This is a genomic window from Streptomyces sp. NPDC004609, from assembly GCF_042873655.1.
GTDB lineage: Bacteria > Actinomycetota > Actinomycetes > Streptomycetales > Streptomycetaceae > Streptomyces.
On the sequence record NZ_JBIALS010000031.1, the window covers coordinates 84,264 to 100,471 of the forward strand.

At 70.5% G+C, this 16,208-nt stretch carries 15 protein-coding genes and 4 pseudogenes; 4 read left to right on the forward strand and 15 right to left on the reverse strand.

Annotation, left to right across the window (positions count from 1 at the left end):
- Window positions 1-258: 258 nt before the first annotated feature.
- The 8 genes and pseudogenes from ACFYT4_RS27020 to ACFYT4_RS27055 form a co-directional block, all read right to left on the reverse strand.
- Window positions 259-429 carry a hypothetical protein gene (locus tag ACFYT4_RS27020; RefSeq protein ID WP_389274223.1) on the reverse strand — a complete coding sequence of 57 codons (171 nt, stop codon included), beginning with the start codon at window positions 427-429 and terminating at the stop codon, window positions 259-261.
- An 18-nt stretch (window positions 430-447) separates the two neighbouring features.
- Entirely contained in the window at window positions 448-858 is a 411-nt protein-coding gene (locus tag ACFYT4_RS27025; protein WP_389274226.1) for a type II toxin-antitoxin system VapC family toxin, read from the reverse strand.
- Complete coding sequence (locus tag ACFYT4_RS27030; RefSeq protein WP_389274229.1) at window positions 855-1,136, reverse strand: type II toxin-antitoxin system Phd/YefM family antitoxin; 282 nt, start codon at window positions 1,134-1,136, stop codon at window positions 855-857. The genes ACFYT4_RS27025 and ACFYT4_RS27030 overlap by 4 nt, the downstream gene beginning before the upstream one ends.
- A gap of 147 nt (window positions 1,137-1,283) precedes the next feature.
- Window positions 1,284-2,302, reverse strand: a pseudogene (locus tag ACFYT4_RS27035) (IS630 family transposase).
- 236 nt (window positions 2,303-2,538) lie between these two features.
- Entirely contained in the window at window positions 2,539-3,177 is a 639-nt protein-coding gene (locus tag ACFYT4_RS27040; RefSeq protein ID WP_389274232.1) for a bifunctional 4-hydroxy-2-oxoglutarate aldolase/2-dehydro-3-deoxy-phosphogluconate aldolase, read from the reverse strand.
- Window positions 3,174-4,130: a sugar kinase gene (locus ACFYT4_RS27045; RefSeq protein WP_389274235.1), complete on the reverse strand. Its 957-nt coding sequence runs from the start codon at window positions 4,128-4,130 to the stop codon at window positions 3,174-3,176. Before ACFYT4_RS27045 ends, ACFYT4_RS27040 begins: the two co-directional genes overlap by 4 nt.
- Window positions 4,127-5,056 (reverse strand): dihydrodipicolinate synthase family protein, encoded by a 930-nt coding sequence (locus ACFYT4_RS27050; RefSeq protein WP_389274238.1) that lies wholly within the window; start codon window positions 5,054-5,056, stop codon window positions 4,127-4,129. Before ACFYT4_RS27050 ends, ACFYT4_RS27045 begins: the two co-directional genes overlap by 4 nt.
- A gap of 73 nt (window positions 5,057-5,129) precedes the next feature.
- Window positions 5,130-6,221, reverse strand: a pseudogene (locus ACFYT4_RS27055) (dihydroxy-acid dehydratase); the annotation flags it as partial.
- Between ACFYT4_RS27055 and ACFYT4_RS27060 the strand changes: the two are divergent.
- Window positions 6,111-6,656 carry an SMP-30/gluconolactonase/LRE family protein gene (locus tag ACFYT4_RS27060; RefSeq protein ID WP_389274274.1) on the forward strand — a complete coding sequence of 182 codons (546 nt, stop codon included), beginning with the start codon at window positions 6,111-6,113 and terminating at the stop codon, window positions 6,654-6,656. The pseudogene ACFYT4_RS27055 and the gene ACFYT4_RS27060 overlap by 111 nt on opposite strands.
- A 671-nt stretch (window positions 6,657-7,327) precedes the next feature.
- Entirely contained in the window at window positions 7,328-7,588 is a 261-nt protein-coding gene (locus ACFYT4_RS27065) for a hypothetical protein (RefSeq protein ID WP_389274241.1), read from the forward strand.
- Between the two features lie 25 nt (window positions 7,589-7,613).
- Here ACFYT4_RS27065 and ACFYT4_RS27070 read toward each other — a convergent pair whose 3' ends face one another.
- From ACFYT4_RS27070 to ACFYT4_RS27095, 6 genes are all read right to left on the reverse strand, one after another.
- Window positions 7,614-8,024, reverse strand: a complete 411-nt coding sequence (locus tag ACFYT4_RS27070; protein ID WP_389274244.1) for a VOC family protein — start codon at window positions 8,022-8,024, stop codon at window positions 7,614-7,616.
- Between the two features lie 626 nt (window positions 8,025-8,650).
- The gene (locus ACFYT4_RS27075; RefSeq protein WP_389274247.1) at window positions 8,651-9,004 is read right to left on the reverse strand and encodes a UBP-type zinc finger domain-containing protein; all 354 of its coding nucleotides are present in this window, start codon (window positions 9,002-9,004) and stop codon (window positions 8,651-8,653) included.
- Window positions 9,001-10,476 (reverse strand): ATP-binding protein, encoded by a 1,476-nt coding sequence (locus ACFYT4_RS27080; protein ID WP_389274250.1) that lies wholly within the window; start codon window positions 10,474-10,476, stop codon window positions 9,001-9,003. The genes ACFYT4_RS27075 and ACFYT4_RS27080 overlap by 4 nt, the downstream gene beginning before the upstream one ends.
- A complete protein-coding gene (locus tag ACFYT4_RS27085) occupies window positions 10,473-12,149 on the reverse strand; it encodes an FAD-dependent oxidoreductase (RefSeq protein WP_389274253.1) in 1,677 nt (558 codons plus the stop codon). Before ACFYT4_RS27085 ends, ACFYT4_RS27080 begins: the two co-directional genes overlap by 4 nt.
- A 289-nt stretch (window positions 12,150-12,438) precedes the next feature.
- Window positions 12,439-12,756 carry a hypothetical protein gene (locus tag ACFYT4_RS27090; protein ID WP_389274256.1) on the reverse strand — a complete coding sequence of 106 codons (318 nt, stop codon included), beginning with the start codon at window positions 12,754-12,756 and terminating at the stop codon, window positions 12,439-12,441.
- Window positions 12,696-13,067 (reverse strand): hypothetical protein, encoded by a 372-nt coding sequence (locus tag ACFYT4_RS27095; RefSeq protein WP_389274259.1) that lies wholly within the window; start codon window positions 13,065-13,067, stop codon window positions 12,696-12,698. The genes ACFYT4_RS27090 and ACFYT4_RS27095 overlap by 61 nt, the downstream gene beginning before the upstream one ends.
- A gap of 292 nt (window positions 13,068-13,359) precedes the next feature.
- Here ACFYT4_RS27095 and ACFYT4_RS27100 point away from each other — a divergent pair, with 292 nt between their 5' ends.
- Together ACFYT4_RS27100 and ACFYT4_RS27105 are read left to right on the forward strand one after the other, a co-directional pair.
- The gene (locus ACFYT4_RS27100) at window positions 13,360-13,980 is read left to right on the forward strand and encodes a hypothetical protein (protein WP_389274262.1); all 621 of its coding nucleotides are present in this window, start codon (window positions 13,360-13,362) and stop codon (window positions 13,978-13,980) included.
- A 295-nt stretch (window positions 13,981-14,275) separates the two neighbouring features.
- Window positions 14,276-15,150: pseudogene (locus ACFYT4_RS27105) on the forward strand (IS5 family transposase).
- Window positions 15,151-15,207: 57 nt separating this feature from the next.
- On the opposite strand, the pseudogene ACFYT4_RS27110 reads toward ACFYT4_RS27105, so the two are convergent.
- Window positions 15,208-15,486, reverse strand: a pseudogene (locus tag ACFYT4_RS27110) (peptidase inhibitor family I36 protein); the annotation flags it as partial.
- Window positions 15,487-16,208 lie beyond the last annotated feature (722 nt).

The following is a 16,208-nucleotide window of genomic DNA, read 5'->3' on the forward strand; positions in this document are numbered from 1 at the left end:
CACTTCTCCCGGCATCATCGGGAACGCTGCCCTCCCGACTGGTGCCCCTCGGGCGTCGACCGACACGGGGCCGGAGGCCGCAGCGCTGCTCGGCGAAGCCGAACACCGGGTCCTCCGGGCAGCGGAGCCGGAACGGGCCCGGGTGATGACCCCACCGTCGCCGGGCGCGCAGCACCCTAACGGGTACGGGGAGGGCGGTGCCGGCCCGGCGGTTCGGTCCCCCGCCCGCGCCCGGCCGGTGCCTGCGGGCCGGGGCGGTCAGCCCTTCGCGACCAGTGAGTCCTTCGCCCGCTCGAAGACCTCCCGTGCGGCCGGTGCGCTTCGGCTTCCGGCAGTGAGGACGAGCGCACCCTCGGGGAGGACCAGCGCGAGGCGGTACTCGCGCGTGATCTGCTCCGGCCAGGTGGGCGGGCTGTGCCGGTAGTCCATCTCCAGCTGTGTCAGGGGTCAGGCGGGTGCCAGATGCTGGAGGCCGACGGCTGTGGCAGCGCTGCTCAGTTCCTTGTCGTAGGTGACGAACCCGTCCAGTTCTCTGTGTAGGGGGGCGGCTGTCGCCAGGTGAATGGCGTCCAGGGTGCCCAGCTTCCGGATTTCGAAGCCGGCGGCGCGGGTGAGGACGTCGTCGTCGAGAATGATCTGGTCTATGCCGGTGAGCGCGTTGCCCACCAGGAACGGCACCCGCTGCCGGTCGACGCCTGCCCGTCGGAACGTACGTGCGATCTCGATCCCGGCCAGCCGGGACGTCACCAGACGCGAGTCGACACCCAGCCCGCTGCGCCAGCTGCGGAGCGCCGCCGTCTCCGGTTCCTGCTGCACCAGCTTGAGCAGAGCGCAGGCGTCCATGTAGTAGAGGCTCAACGCAGGCGCTCCTGGTCACGCTCGGCGATCAGCGCATCCGACAGAGAGGGCAGCTCGGCCAGATCGCCGAGCAGCTCGGGCATCGCGCCGGGATTCACCGCACGGCGTACCTGGCCGGACGCAGCCAGCTGGTCCAGGACCGATGCGGGTTCCTCGGCCGGTGACATGAGGATGACGGGCTTGCCGTGATCAGTGACGACGAGCGTCTCGCCTGCACGGACCCTGGCCGTCACTTTTGACGGGTGGTGGTTGAGCTCTCCAAGGGGAATGGTCTCCATACAGCAAAGGTACACAAAAAAAGTACACAATGTAGGTCTAGAGGTTCCGGAAGTGCTGGTCCCGCCCTGCGCTCGGGGCCAGCTGCCGCCGACCGGCGTTGCCCGCCGCAGGTCCGACGGGGTGGCCCGCTCTGTCCCAGTGCCGTATCAGGCGATGTTCGCCCTGTCGACCACGGCTCGTAGCCTTTGATCGTCGGCGTGACGGTTTCGCCACATGATGTAGCGGCGGATCATGCTGCCCTGCTCCTTGTGGCTGCCGTGGTCGGTGCCGTCGAGAGTGAAGTAGCGCAGGGCGGTGAACTGGGCCTCGATGCGGTTCAGCCACGAGCTGTTCGTCGGCGTGTAGGTGAACTCGATGTCGTTGGCCACGGCCCAGTCGCCGACCCGGCTGTCCTTCTTCGTGGTCAGGTGTGGGGAGAAGCTATCGAGCACGATCGCGATGCGGGTCTCCAGCGGGTAGAGGCTGCGCAGGTAGCGGCAGAACTCCAGGAACCTTGTCCGGTTCTTCTTCGGCTCGATGTGGCCGTAGAGCTTGTCCTTGCCGAGGTCGTAGGCAGCGAACAGGTGCCTGACCCCGTGCGGGCAGGTGTAGGTCGCCCGCCGTCGGGGCCGCGGCTCCCGGTCGGGATTCTTGTGCCGTCCTCCGCGCTCGGTCCACTGCCGTCCGGGTGGGGCCGGAGGTTGAGCGGGCCGAACTCGTCCAGGCAGAAGACCACCTTCGGCTCGCCGCCCTCGGGTAAGACTTCGCCGTCGGCGATCGCGTAGAGGTGCTCAACGCGGGCTTTCTTGGCGGCGTAGTCGGGATCGCGGGAGGTCTTCCAGGTCTTTATGCGTTGAAACGAGACGCCCTCCTCGCGGAGCAGGATTCGAAGGCCCTCGTGGCTGATGTCGTCGACCAACCCCGCGGCGACCAGGAAGTCGGCCGGCTTGGCCAGGCTCCAGGCCGAGAACGGCAGACCGCGCTCGGCCGGCCCGGCCCTGGCGATCTTCTTGATCTCGCGCCGCTCGGGCAGGATGAAGGTCCAAGGGCGGCCGCCTTTGTACTTCGGGTAGAGGGAGTCGAAGCCGTCGGCGTTGTGGATCACATCCCGGACCCGGTCCACGCTGGTGAACGTCACCTCGGCAGTCTTCGCCACGGGCGTGCCCTGGGCGGACAGCAGCACCATCTGCGCCCGCCGCCACGTCACCACCGACCCGCTGCCCCGGCGGGTTGGGCGAGTTGTGAGGCTTGCCTGGGCCCGTGCGGCCTGTTCTCATCCTGCGCTGTCCGGCATCACTTGCGCACGCTTCGGCGAGTTGCTCGAAGAACTCGCCCCGCGCTGGGAGGCCACCCGGAGTCGGCCCTGCGCGAGCGGCGCGGCCGGGACGCGGGCCGGCGGCAGGGCCCCGGACCGGGCCCGCCTCAGCGGTTGAGTGCCGCGCCGAGGCCGGCGACACGCGCGGCGGCCTCCTCGGGGGTGCCCGCGGTCAGGGACGCGCCCATGCCCACGGCGACCGCCCCTGCGGCGATCCAGTCGGGCGCCGTCTGCGGGTTGATCCCGCCGGTGGGGATGAACGGGATCTGGGGGAGTGCCGCGCGCATACCGCGGAAGGAAGCGGGACTCCAGCGGCTGGCGGGGAACAGCTTCACCCCGTCCGCGCCCGCGGAGATGGCGGCGACCGCCTCGGTCGGGGTGTCGACGCCCGGCAGCACGATCGCGCCGTAGCGGTGCCCGCAGTTGATGACCTCCGTGTGGAGCGAGGGCGAGAGGAGCAGGCGGGCGCCGGCGAGGACGGCGGCCCGGGCGGACGTCTCGTCCAGGACGGTACCCGCCCCGATCAGCACGTCCTGGCGCTCCCCGGTGATCTGCCGGATGGCGTCCAGGGCACCGGGGGTGGTGAGGGAGATCTCGACGACCCGCAGTCCCGCGTCCAGGCAGGACCTGGCCATCTCCACGGCCTTGACGGCGGAGTCGGTGCGCACGATGCCGATGACTTTCTGGCGTGCGATCAGATCCATTTGTTCCCAGCGGTACATGGTCTCTCCTGAGGTGTTGCTCATCGGATGACGGTGTCGGGCGTGCCCGTGAGCGCCGCGTCGCGCTGCCGGGCGGTGGGCAGGCCTTCGAGGTCGCCGGGGACCTGTACGGCGTGCGCGGCGACGACGGCCGCCTCGGCCAGCGCCTTCGGCACCGGCAGCGAACGCAGCCGGGCCGAGAGGAAGCCGGCGTTGAACGCGTCGCCCGCGCCCACCGGGTCGGGGGCGGCGGTCGGCCGGGCGGGGACCGTCCAGTGGCCGTCCCCGTCGGTGGCCGAGGCTCCGCGCGCGCCGTCCTTGAGAACGACCAGACCGGGGCCGCGGCCGAGCAGCGCCGTCGCCGCGGCGCGGTGCTCGCGCTCACCGGTCAGCAGCCCTGCTTCGTCCGCGCCGGTCAGCAGCACATCCGCCCGCTCGATCAGGGGAGCCAGCAGACCCGGCCACTCGGACGCGGGGCGCAGTCGGAGCCGGACGTTCGGATCGAGGCAGACCGTCACTTCGGCGGCCCTGGCGGCATCGGCGGCGGCGACGCAGGCCTCCAGCGCTGACGGTGACAGGGCGGCGGTCACCCCGGTGAGGTGCAGTACCCGGGCGGAGGTGAGGTACGGGAGGTCCAGGTCCCCGGGGCCCAGCCGACTGCCCGCCGAACCGGCCCGGTGGTAGAGCACCTCGATCGCGCGTGAGGCGTGGCAGTCGCGCACGATGATCCCGGTGGGGGCCTCTGGATCCGTCCGGGCCCGGGAGGTGTCGACGCCCTCGCCGCGCAGGGTGCGCAGGACGGCCCGTCCGAAGGCGTCGTCGCCGACCCGTCCGAACCAGGCGGTCCGGTGGCCGAGCCGGGCGAGCGCGACGGCGGTGTTGGCCTCGGCTCCGGCCACCGAACGGCGGAAGTTCTCGGCGTGTTCCAGCGGCCGCCCGGGTTCGGCGAGCAGCAGGGCCATGGCCTCGCCGAACGTGACGACGTCCGGGCCGCTCACTTGACCGCTCCCGGGAGGAGATCGGCGAACTCGTCGAGGAAGCGGTCCACGAGCGCGCGTTCGGTGTGGTCGAGGACCCAGCCCGGCGCGCGGCAGTGGTCGGAGGACTGCCAGCCCCGTCGGAAGGAGATCAGCTTCTCCGCCGCGACGATCAGTTCCACATGCTGCATCCAGGTGGAGATGTACGGCAGCAGCCTGGCGTGGAGCGCCCGCGCCTCCTGGGGGCGGCCACCGTGGTGCAGGTCCCAGATTTCCTGGTAGATCTCGGTGAAGGTGCAGCCGGGCTGGACGCCGACGGCCCCGGCCTCCAGCGCCGCCGGGAGCTGGACCCCCGCGTACCCGATCACGGCGGGCAGCGACGGGTTGCCCCGGGCCAGCGCCTCCACCAGGCGGTGCGGCGGCTGGGACTCGACCTTCACCATCCTGAGGTTGGGGTGCGCCGAAGCGAGCGCGGCGATGGTGGCGGCGTCCAGGGCCGTACCGGTCTGGGCGGGCGCGTACTGGAGGACGACGGGCAGCGGGGCCACGGCGTCGAGCACGGCGGCCAGATGCGCGGTGACCGCCTCGCGCGAGGGGCTGAGGAAGTGCGGAGGCAGCAGGTTCAGCGCGTCCGCGCCGGCCTCCACGGCCTCTCGCGCTCGGCGCACGGCCGCGACGGTCCCGTGGTCGTGGACGGCGACGATGGCGCAGACGTCGTCGCGTCCGCGCGTGTGGGCGAGCAGGATCTCCAGAAGCCTGCGGCGCTCGTCGTCGTACAGCTTGTGGTACTCGGAGGCGAAGCCGGGGAACATCACCGACCGCACGCCGGTGCCGAGCACTTGGGCGACGACGGTGTCGAAGCCTGCCTCGTCGAGGCCGCCGTCACTCAGGAACGGCACTTGGAGGACTGGGGAGACGCCCGGTGTGCCGGGCAGTTCGGTGGGCATGGGACTCCCGGTGGTTCGGTGGGTGTACGGCGCCGGGGCGCAGCGGCCGGGGCCGACGTTGAGGGAGGGGGTATCAGAAGGCGTTGCGGGGCGGGGTGTCGCCGCTGGAGCCGACCAGGAAGTCGAGGTCGACGCCCCGGTCGGCCTGGAGCACGTGATCGGTGTACAGGCGGGTCCACCCGCGTTCGGTGTGTTCGGCGGGCGGCTGCCACGCGGCACGGCGGCGGGCCAGTTCCTCCTCGCCGACGTGGAGGACGAGCCGGCGGCCGGGGGTGTCGAGTTCGATCCGGTCCCCGGTCCTCACCAGGGCCAGCGGACCGCCCACGGCCGCCTCCGGTGCCACGTGCAGCACACAGGTCCCGTAGGCGGTGCCGCTCATCCGGGCGTCGGAGATCCGGACCATGTCGGTGACGCCCCGCTCCAGCAGCCGCCGGGGCATGGGCAGATTGCCGACCTCCGGCATGCCCGGGTAACCGCGCGGTCCGGTGCCGCGGACCACCAGCACGGTGTCCTCGGTGACCGGCAGGTCCGGGTCGTCGGCGACGGCGGTGTACTCCTCCAGGGAGTCGAAGACGAGCGCCGGCCCCTGGTGCCTGAGCAGATGCGGTGAGGCGGCCGACTGCTTGATCACCGCTCCGTCGGGAGCGAGCGATCCGCGCAGTACGGCGGTGCCGCTGCCGGCGGGCTGTACCGGGTCGTCGGCGGGGCGCAGCACCCGCCTGTCGTACACGGTGGCGCCCTCGCAGTTCTCGGCGAGGGTACGCCCGGTGACGGTGACGGCGTCCCCGTGCAGCCGCCCGGCGATGTCGTTGAGCAGTGCGGGCAGTCCGCCCGCCTCGGAGAACTCCTCCATCAGGAACCGGCCGGACGGCATCAGGTCGACCAGCAGCGGCACATCGGCGGCGAGCCGGTCGAAGTCGTCGAGACCGAGCGGTACCCCGGCCCGCCCGGCTATGGCCAGCAGGTGGAGTACGGCGTTGGTGGAACCGCCGATGGCGGCGTTGACGACGATCGCGTTCTCGAATGCCTGGGTGAACTCTGGGCGGAGCCCGGGGTGCGGTTCAACGACGGGGGGTGCGATCCGGACGGGCGCTTCTACTGCGGCACGATGGCGTACGACGTCGCCCCCGGTCGCGGCTCCCTCCTGCGGCTGGACACCGACGGCTCCGTCACCCGGGTCCTGACCGGGGTGACCATCTCCAACGGCCTCGCCTGGAGCCCCGACACCGCCACCGGACGCGTCGACGCCTTCGACTACGACACCGAGCGCGGCCTTACCGCCCGGCGCACCGCGGTCCGGATCCCCGACGCAGCGGGTTTGCCCGACGGACTCGCCGTCGACGCGGAAGGACACCTGTGGGTGGCCCTGTGGGGCGGCTCCGCTGTACACCGCTACACCCCGCAAGGGCGGCTCGACGCCGTCGTCGAACTCCCCGCCACCCAGGTCACGGCATGCGCCTTCGGCGGCCCGGACCTCGACCGGCTCTACATCACCACCTCCCGCATGGGCCTCGACCCCGCCGCCGAACCCCTCGCCGGGGCTCTCTTCCGAGCCGACGTCGGCGTACCGGGGCTCCCGGCCGGCGCCTACCGGGCCTGAACCTCGCGCCGGGCGCGGTGGCCGGCTCGGCACCACGGTGGTCCGGGCGCGGTGCCCGCCAGCCGGCCACCGTGCTGGACGGCAGCACCTTCGCCGGCGCGTCCGTCGGCCCCGTCCGGCGGCCGCCGACGCGTGCCTGGCCTGCGTAGGAGTGAGGCCGCCGTCCCGGCTCATGTGAGCGTGGAGTGCTACGCCGGGCTGGTACGCGGCCACCTTGTCGGCGTCTTCGCCCGACGAGCCGTACGGCCCGCCCCTCCCTCGGTGCGGCGACCGGAGAGTCCTGTCGTACGGCTGGACCGCCGGAGACCCGCGACCACCGCTCACACGCCCCACATCGTCCGGCCCTTCGCTCGGCTACCCACTGGTATCGGTGGGCAGGAGTCGGGACCCAGGGAAAGGCGGTCGACGCGGCCCGGACCTCCGGACGGGCGGGGCACGGGGACTGTCAGCCGTGGTGGGGTCGCACGTCCTGAGCCAGGCGTTGCCCGGGTCGAGCAGATAGGCGTCCTTGTCGATCAGCCGGAACTTCGAGGAGAAGCCGCTGCCGAACCGGCGCATCGAGCCCTGATTGACCTCCCCTGGGCATGGACGACCTGCAGCACTTCTCGTTCCAGGTCGGCGGGTCGTAGCGGGTGTCGTCCAGAAGACGCTCTACATCGCCCCGGACGGCCGTGTCGCCGGGGGGCGGCACTGAGAAGGCGACGGACGTCCAGATCTTCGAGCAGGGCCAGTCCTGGCCGTACGCCACCTACGACCTGCGCGGAGCGGGTGGCCAGGGCACCACCAGGCTCCGGCCGGCCGGGGTCGCCTGGGATCCCGACGGCAGCAGGGTGTTCGCGATCGGGGGCACGGGCACGGGGAACCTCTCGTTGGAGGCGTTCCCCGTGCCCGCGCCGGCGGTACCCGTCACCGCTGGGGACACCCGGCGGTGACGGTCGGCACCGTGCGGGGCGTTGTTCAGGGGCGGACGTAGGGCCGGGTCATGATCTCCATGTTGTGGCCGTCGGGGTCGTCGAAGTACGCGCCCCGGCCGCCGAAGAGGCCGTTGACACGGCCGGGTTCGGTATGTCGGGGGTCCGCGTAGTAGACGACCCCGGCCACTTCCAGCCGGGAGATCATGGTGTCGAACTGCTCCTCGGGCACCAGGAACGCGTAGTGCTGCGCCTGGATGGGCTCGTCGGTCTTCTCGTAGTAGTCCAGGGTCACGCCGTTGCCGAGGTCGACGGGTATGAACGGCCCGAAGGGGGCGCCGACCTCCAGGCCGAGGACCGTGGCGAGGAAACCGGCCGATGCCTGGCGATCGCTGGCATAGACGACTGTGTGGTTCAACTGGGCCGCTGCGACAATCGGTTCGTCTGCGTGCTGCACGGGTGATGTGTCTCCGGGTCTTGGGATTCCGCTGGGAGGCGGTGCCGCGCGGGCACCGGAAGGGAGGAAGACGCGGAGAGGGGAGGCGGGGCCCTGGCCCACCTCGCGGTCACGCCGAGGCCGGTCAAGTCCTCCGGTTCCCACTCCCGACGCACGCTCAGCTCCTCGCCTCGATCACCACAACGCGACCAAGGTGAGGCAAACACAACAGAAGCGGGATAAGAACACCGGAAATCCGGACACGGGTCGTCAGATCGGCTACAGAGAGCTACTTGTCACTTCGCGGCAGCTTCGGGAGTACAGGGCCGTCAAGACCATCACACCCGTCAAGCCTGCCGGGTGATCCACGGGAGAAGGCAGCGCGCGGTGTCCGGGCGCACGAGACATCCCCGGACACCGCCCTTGCGCCCGCGGTGCGGCCCCACGGCCTCCCGTGCGGGACCGGTGCCCCGGGGAGTCTGCGCCTACGGCCCGCAGAAGCCCGCGCCCTGCCTTCTCGGACGGTACGCGGGAACGTCGATGTCGCCGGTGATCACCGTCCGAACAAACCCCACCTCGCAGACGCCGGCTTCTGCCGCCGTACGCATGGGTGGTGGTGCCCGCGCACGCATCGGATCCGGTCGAACTCAGCGGTGGAGGAGGTTCTGCCAGTCCTTCGGGACGCGGTCAGCCGGTCCGGGAGCCGGCTGGTCCGCTGGATGGTCGCCGGGAGCGGCGAGGGCGGGGCCGGACTCGTACAGGTCGTTCGTGTCGTAGTTCCAGAACCAAGCCTCGCCCGGCTCGAAGCTCTGCACGAGCGGGTGCCCGGTGGACTTCCAGTGGTCGGTGGCGTGCTGGCCGGGCGACGAGTCGCAGCAGCCGATGTGGCCGCACTGGGCGCAGCGCCGCAGATGGAACCACCAGCCGCCCCGCGCGTCGCACTCGACGCAGCCGGTGCCGCTCGGCGGGACGCTCGGGTCGATTCCTTCGATGTCGTTCATATGGGCTCCTCAGCCGTCGTGGTGCCGGTCTCCGGCTCGGGCTCGGGGGTGGTGAGCGGCAGCAGTACCTGGAACCGGGTGTCGCCCGGGACGGACTCGACCTGGAGGCTTCCGTGGTGCTTGTTGACGACGATCCGCCAGGAGATGTCGAGCCCGAGCCCGGTGCCTTCGCCGACCGGTTTGGTGGTGAAGAAGGGGTCGAAGATACGGCCCCGGATCTCCGCGGGGACGCCGGGGCCGGTGTCGCGGAACTCTACGAGCAGCCGGTCGCCTTCCCGGGCCGTCCGGACCGTCAGGATCCCGTCCCCGCCGCCGGTGCCGATCGCCGCCACCGCGTTGTCGATGAGGTTGGTCCACACCTGGTTCAGCTCCGCCGGATAGGCGGGTACCTCCGGCAGGGAGCCGTCGTAGTCCTTGACCACGCGCACGCCGGGACCGATCTTCCCCGCCAGCATCAGCAGGGTGCTGTCGAGGAGTTCATGGACGTCCACGTCGCGGTGCGGAGCGCGGTCGAGCTGTGCGTACTGCTTCGCCGCGTCCACCAGATGGGAGATGCGGCCGGTGGAGTCGTGGATCTCGTTCATCAGCAGCTCTGTCTCGACGGTGTGGTTGAGCCAGCCGACAGCTCCCGGGAGGAGGTCCTCCGCCACCGCCGCCGCGACCTGCTCCAGCCAGTCCGTGTCCAGTCCGGCCTGGACGAATGTGGGCGCGATCCGCCAGCCCTCCGGGACGCCGTGGTCGTCGAGCCAGTCGGCCAGTTCGTCCTCGCGGTCGGATGCCTCCAGCGCGGTCAGCACCGGCGCCCTGGCGACGCGTTCGGCTGTCCGTTCATGGATCTCGATAAGACCGGTAAGGGCTTCGCACGAGTAGGCGTCGTGGGCGATGACCGCAAGCTCGTGCCGCATCTTGCCGACCCGCTCGCGCAGGGTCGCCGTGGCGCGCACGGCGGCGGCCGCCGGGTTGTTCAGCTCATGGGTGAGTCCGGCGGACAACGAACCCAGCGCGAGCAGGCGTTCACGCTGGCCGACGGTCCGCTGGGCGTTCTTGGAGCCGAAGAACAGCCCCTCCAAGAGGTGCACCGCCATCGGGAACCACTCCTCCATGACGGCCGCGAACGACTCCGCGGGCAGGATGAAGAACCGGGTCGGCTCGGTCACCCGCAACGAGTTGTTGTACCTCTGCGGCACCTGGTCGCCCAGATACGCCTGCATCGCCCCCGCGTACACTCCCCGCTGCGAGGTGCGGCTGAGTTCCACGTCGTCGCCGCCGACCCGCCGGGACAGCACGACGGTCCCCTCGATCATCACGTAGAAGCAGGTGGCCGGATCGCCCTCGGCGTACACCGGGCCGGGCTCGAACCGCTCCATCCGCCCCTCGGCGCACAACCGGCCGAGCTGGTCGGGGGAGAGCTTCTCGAACAGGAACAGCGAGCCGATCTCGTACGGGTCGCAGGGCAGGCCCCGGGTGCTCATGACTGCTCCAGATAGCGGTGGACGAGCATCACGGCCATGGCTCCCTCTCCGACGGCGGACGCCACGCGCTTCGCGGACTGCGAGCGCGCGTCACCCGCCACGAACACACCCGGTACATTCGTCTCCAAGTGGTAGGGCGGCCGGTCGAGTTCCCACTCACCCGGCGGCCGCCCGTCCGGCGTCATATCGGGTCCTGTCAGGATGAACCCGTGCTCGTCGCGGAGCACTGTCCCCTCAAGCCACTCGGTCAGCGGGGCCGCGCCGATGAAGACGAACATCCACTGGGCATCGACCGTCTCGCTCCTGCCGGACGCAGTGTCCCGCAGGGTCAGCCGCTCCAGGTGCTCCTCGCCGTGTACGGCCTCCACGACGGTCCGGGGCAGCACGGTGATGTTCGGCGCCTCCTCGATCTGCTGGATCAGGTAGTACGACATCGACGCCGCCAGCGACTCCCCGCGCACCAGCAGTGTCACCGACTTCGCTCCCCGCGCCAGGAACATCGCCGCCTGCCCGGCCGAGTTCGCCCCGCCGACGACGTACACGTCCTGCCCCTCGCAGGAGGCCGCTTCGGTGAGGGGGGAGCCGTAGTACACGCCCCGCCCGGTCAGCTCCTCGCACCCCGGCGCGGGGAGCTGGCGGTAGGACACACCGGTGGCCAGGATGACGCTGTGCGCGGCGACCTCGGAACCGTCGGAGAACCGCACGACGCGCGCCGCACCGCTCGCGTCGAGACCGGTGACTTCGCGCGCGGTGAGGATCTCCGCACCGAAGCGGCTTGCCTGGCGGCGGGCGCGATCCGTGAGTTGCGCGCCCGAGACGCCGTCGGGGAAACCGAGGTAGTTCTCGATCCGAGAGCTCTGCCCGGCCTGTCCACCGGTCGCCGACCGTTCGACGAGCACGGTCCGAAGCCCCTCGGACGCCCCGTAAACGGCGGCGCCGAGCCCGGCCGGGCCGCCGCCTATGACGACGAGGTCGTAGAACTCGGCGGCCGGCGTCGTCGCGAGCCCCACATAGGCGGCCAGCTCGGGCGCCTCCGGCTCGACCAGTGCCGTGCCGTCCGGGGCGAGCACCAGGGGCAGTCGACGCCCGTCGGCCCCGGCCGCCTCCAGAAGCCGCCGCCCCTCGGGCTCGTCGGAGGCGTACCAGCGGTACGGCACCTGGTTGCGGGCCAGGAACTCCCGTACCCGGGAGGAGTGCGCCGACCAGCGGTGCCCGACCATCTTGATGGCCGGGACCGGCCGGTAGTCACTGGAGCGCCAGGCGCTGAGCAGGTCGTCGAGGACCGGGTAGAGCTTCTCCTCCGGCGGATCCCACGGTTTGAGCAGGTAGTGGTCGAGGTCGACGACGTTGATCGCGTCGATGGCCGCGTTGGTGTCGGCGTATGCCGTCAGCAGCACACGGCGCGCCCCCGGATAGACGCCTATCGCCTGCTCCAGGAACTCGATGCCGTTCATCTGCGGCATGCGGTAGTCGGCGAGGATCACCGCCACCAGATCGCCCCGCAGCTTCAGCTCCCGCAGCGCTTCGAGGCCGGACTCGCCGGATTCCGCGCGCACGATCCGGTATCCGCCGCCGTAGCGACGCCGCAGGTCACGGGCGATGGCACGGGAGACCCCCGGGTCGTCGTCCACCGTCAGGATGACGGTACGAGCTGCGTCGGTGGCCTGCGCCATGCTTCTCCGCCCTGAGTGCTCCGGACAGCCGACACGGCGAGCTGCCCGCCGGCTCAGCTCCATCCTAGGTTCGATCGCCAGGAACTGCCCCGACGCAGAGGCGCGGGCACGCTGAGTCACCGGCCCGGCACCGGACCGCCGTCGGAATGCACGGCATCGGCATGGGGGAGTGCACGGCATCCGATGCCTGACCTCGCGGCGGCGTCCCGTGCCCGCAGCGACGATGCACCGTACCCGTCCCGCTCGCCAGCGCATCGGCTGGCTCCGGTGTGTCTTCACGCGTTGTGGCTCAGCCGGCCCGGACGCGCTCCGCTGCGGAGGCGTCGAGCTCGAGGGCGAGGTTCATGTCCGGGGCGATCTCCAGCGGAGCTCCGAGGACGCGGCAGAGCATCTCCGCAGCGCCGTTCACTGCCTCGGCCAGGGTATCGCCGAAGGCGGCCTCGTTCAGCTGATACGCCGCAGCGGAGAACCAGCCGTCCGACCAGCTGACCCTGAGGGTGACCGGAAGCGACTTGAGGGTCTGCCAGTCGTTGGCGCGGGCGATCTTCAGCAGGACCGCACTGGGCCGACGGGCTTCCTCCTCCCGCTCTTCGAGCCACGCCTGCACAGTCGAGATCTCCTCGACGACCGTGTCGGCATCGCCAGCGTTCCTACGGCGGTGGTCGTAGCAGTGGTACCGGCCCTCCTTGTTGATGCGGATGACGAGGACGCTTCGCCGAACACGCCCAGGTTCCAGGTGGGATCGGCGCGGTTGAGATCGAAGACGAAGCGCCATCCTGTCCGGCCCGCGAGGAGCTGTCCGAGCGCCCGCCACGCGGGCAGGTTCTCGAAGCCGCCACTGTAGGTCTCGCAGATGACCTCGTAGTTGTCGTTGACGAAGTTCGTTCGGATCGAGCGGTGCGCGGGGGTCTCGTTCATAGCCGGAGCGTAGGACAGGAACGGCGAGTCGTTGGCCCCGGTCGGGCACCCATGGGCATCCGGCACGGTGGTGCGTTTTTCCTTCACGGAGTATGTGGAAGACCGCAAACCCCAGACCCTGCCTCCGCCGCATCGCCAGGGGTACCCGCAGCCCGACAGGTGCCGCGCCGGGTACGCGCCACGACGTGCCCGGGAGCGAGGCTGCTGTCACCGGGTCGACTGCTGATGGGCCGCTCATCGGCGGTGTGGCATCGGTCACGGGCAAACCCGCGGATGACGGGGGGCGAGCCTGATGGCGGGTAAGCGCAAGGAGAACGAGGCGGGATCGAGCAACGACCTGCGCGCGGATGTGCTGCGCGTGCTCGGAGCGCTGAAGGTCGCCACAACGGATCAGATCCAGCGGCTGGCCTCGCCGCACCTGACCTACCGGCACACGACCAAGGCGACCCCAGCGAAGCGGAAGGAAGTCCGCACCGCCTCCCACCGGGCCGCGGCGAACGACCTGCGGCGCCACGGCCTGGCCGTCGACGGCGGCCGTACGCGGGGCGGGGAGGAGACCAGGCTGCTCACGAAGGACGGGATGGCTGCCGCCGGACTCGACCTGGACCGCGAGCCGGAGGAGATGGGCGGCATGCCCAAGAGCGCGGGCCGCTCCGGCGCCTCTCATGCGATGACGGTGAACGAGACGGTCATCGCGCTGATCCGCCCGAAACCTGACCTGGACCTGGTGGCGGGGGAGCCGGCCGAAGCGCTCGCGGCCGCGCGGGCCGCCGGCGACGCACCCGACGGGATCGGCACCCTGGCCTCCTACGCCACCGAGGTCGCGCTCCCGGTGAAGGGCACCTGGAAGAATCCTGCGATCGGCAGCGCCCGCGCCGATCGAGGGCGGCGGCTGGCAGTGGATCACCCCTGACGGGCAGGCCCTCGACGAAGGCGACAACGGGGCCAGCAGCATCACGCCGAACGGGTTCACGGGTGGCGGCACCATTACGGCCGGCACGTGGGCATGGCGCACCCTGGCCTTCGACATTGCCGAGGCACAGAGGGGTGGCGTCCTCATCTACACGGACGGCGCCGGGCAGACGTTCCGCTGGCAAATGCCTGCCAGCGAGGCGGGCCCAGAGCTCACCGCGCTGAAGAAGGGCATGGAGGGCAACTACTAGGGCATGTATCGGAGGTGGATCTTGAGCGTGAGGTGATCTTGTTCTGTGGCACGTGGAGATCTGACGGATGCGCAGTGGGCCAGGTTGGAGCCGCTGTTGCCCAGGGGTAGGAAGCCTGGACGCCCTGCGACGTGGCAGAGGTGACAGCTTGTTGACGGCATACGGTGGCGAACCCGGGCCGGGACTCCCTGGCGGGATGTCCCGGAACGGTACGGACCGTGGGGCCGGGCGTACGACCTCTTCCGCTGCTGGCAGCGGGACGGCACCTGGCAGCGGATCTTCACCGAACTGCAGGCTCAGGCGAACGCGAGGGACCTGATCACCTGGGACCTCAACGCCGACTCCACCGTCTGCAGGGCACACCGGCACGCCGCCGGGGCGAGGAAAAGGGGGACCTCCAGAAGGAGCCGCCCGGTGGCATCGCCACCGAGTCCGACGACGACGGACTCGGACGCTCGCGCGGCGGCCTGACCGCCAGGCTGCACCTGGTCGTCGAGCAGGGCCGGAAGCCGATGTCCATCGTGATCACCGCCGGGCAGCGCGGGGACTCCCCGCAGTTCGAGCCCGTCCTGAAGAAGGTCCGTGTGCCCCGCACCGGGCCGGGCAGGCCCTGTACCCGCCCCGACCGGGTCCGCGCCGACAAGGCGTAGGCCTCCCGCAAGAGCCGTGCCTACCTGCGTAAACGCGGGATCCGCTGCACCATCGCGGACAAGGCCGACCGGGCCCGCAACCGCAAGAAACTCGGCTCTCACGGCGGCCGGCCGCCGAAGTTCGACAAGGACGACTACAAGGAGCGCCACGCGGTCGAGTGCGGCATCAACCGCCTCAAAAGACACCGGGCCGTCGCCACAAGGTATGACAAGCTCGCGGTCCGCTACGAGGCAACCGTCCTCATTGCTGCCATAAACGAGTGGCTGTGACCAGCACATTCGATACAGGCCCTGGGAGGGCAGGTCCCTCACGCTCCCGTCGGACGCTCGCCTCTTCCAGGGCTGGCCCTGGAAGTTGATGTCCGGGTAGATGCACACGTAGCCGTCCGGGCAGTCGATGGCCTGCGCGGGGGCCGTGGCGTGGGCGGGTGTCTCGGTCGGCGCGCCGGTCCCGTGCGCTGATGCCGGCAGGGCGAGCGGGGCGAGCGCGAACACAACAGCAGCGGGGTACCTCATCGTGGTCATCACACCCGAGGGATAGCAGTACGCGTCCCGTCCGTGCCTTCTTTGCCACGGCACACTGCCACCCGTCCGTGTGGCAGGCATCCGCCGCAGGATCGATCAGGCTGTGCAGGCCGGACAAACATGACCTGGTCGCGGACGCCGGCAGGTGATCCACCACGCGGTGTCCCCTCCTGGCCATCGGGACGATCAGCCAACCAACTGGCGGCCCGCGCCCGCAAGACGGCCTTCGGCCAGGGGCCGGTCCAGGATGCTGTGGGTCCCGATCCGGTGCCACACGATGTGAGGGACCCCTTCTCTGAACTACGCGTACAACGGCTAGCGCGAAGGGAGGGTGAGGGCAGCTCTCAACGCCGCTGTACCGTCTTCGGGAGACGATCACTGGCAGGGGGCGGGATGAGTCAGCTTGAGTTCAGCTGGGAACTCAGTGGTAGTGGTTGGGCAACCTGTCGCATCGCGGACGGTGTATCGGAGCGGAAAGACTTCGTGAGCTACTGCACGACGCCCTTGCAGACGTGCTCCACGGTGTCGCAGGGCTCTACGGTCGCACCTCCGTCCAGCGTTTCTCTTTCGATCTTGAGCCAGCCGAAGCGAGGTGGGTTCTCCGCCGCAGAAGCTCAGACGTTCACGTCGCGATCTACCGGTTTCCGGACATGTCCACGAGCTTCGACGTGCCGGACCAGGCAGGCACACTCTCGTGGACCTCCACTTAGCCCCTTAGCCTCCTCGGGCACGTCGTCTTGGAGGCGGCTCAATCGGTGGTCCGGCTCCACGGGGAGGACGGCTACAGGGCGAAGTGGGTTCAG

Coding starts and splice junctions, on each gene's coding strand:
- ACFYT4_RS27020 (WP_389274223.1), bottom strand. CDS start 429: ATGGACTACCGGCACAGCCCGCCCACCTGGCCGGAGCAGATCACGCGC.
- ACFYT4_RS27030 (WP_389274229.1), bottom strand. CDS start 1,136: ATGGAGACCATTCCCCTTGGAGAGCTCAACCACCACCCGTCAAAAGTG.
- ACFYT4_RS27040 (WP_389274232.1), bottom strand. CDS start 3,177: ATGAGCAACACCTCAGGAGAGACCATGTACCGCTGGGAACAAATGGAT.
- ACFYT4_RS27050 (WP_389274238.1), bottom strand. CDS start 5,056: ATGCCCACCGAACTGCCCGGCACACCGGGCGTCTCCCCAGTCCTCCAA.
- ACFYT4_RS27075 (WP_389274247.1), bottom strand. CDS start 9,004: ATGAACGACATCGAAGGAATCGACCCGAGCGTCCCGCCGAGCGGCACC.
- ACFYT4_RS27080 (WP_389274250.1), bottom strand. CDS start 10,476: ATGAGCACCCGGGGCCTGCCCTGCGACCCGTACGAGATCGGCTCGCTG.
- ACFYT4_RS27085 (WP_389274253.1), bottom strand. CDS start 12,149: ATGGCGCAGGCCACCGACGCAGCTCGTACCGTCATCCTGACGGTGGAC.
- ACFYT4_RS27095 (WP_389274259.1), bottom strand. CDS start 13,067: ATGAACGAGACCCCCGCGCACCGCTCGATCCGAACGAACTTCGTCAAC.
- ACFYT4_RS27100 (WP_389274262.1), top strand. CDS start 13,360: ATGGCGGGTAAGCGCAAGGAGAACGAGGCGGGATCGAGCAACGACCTG.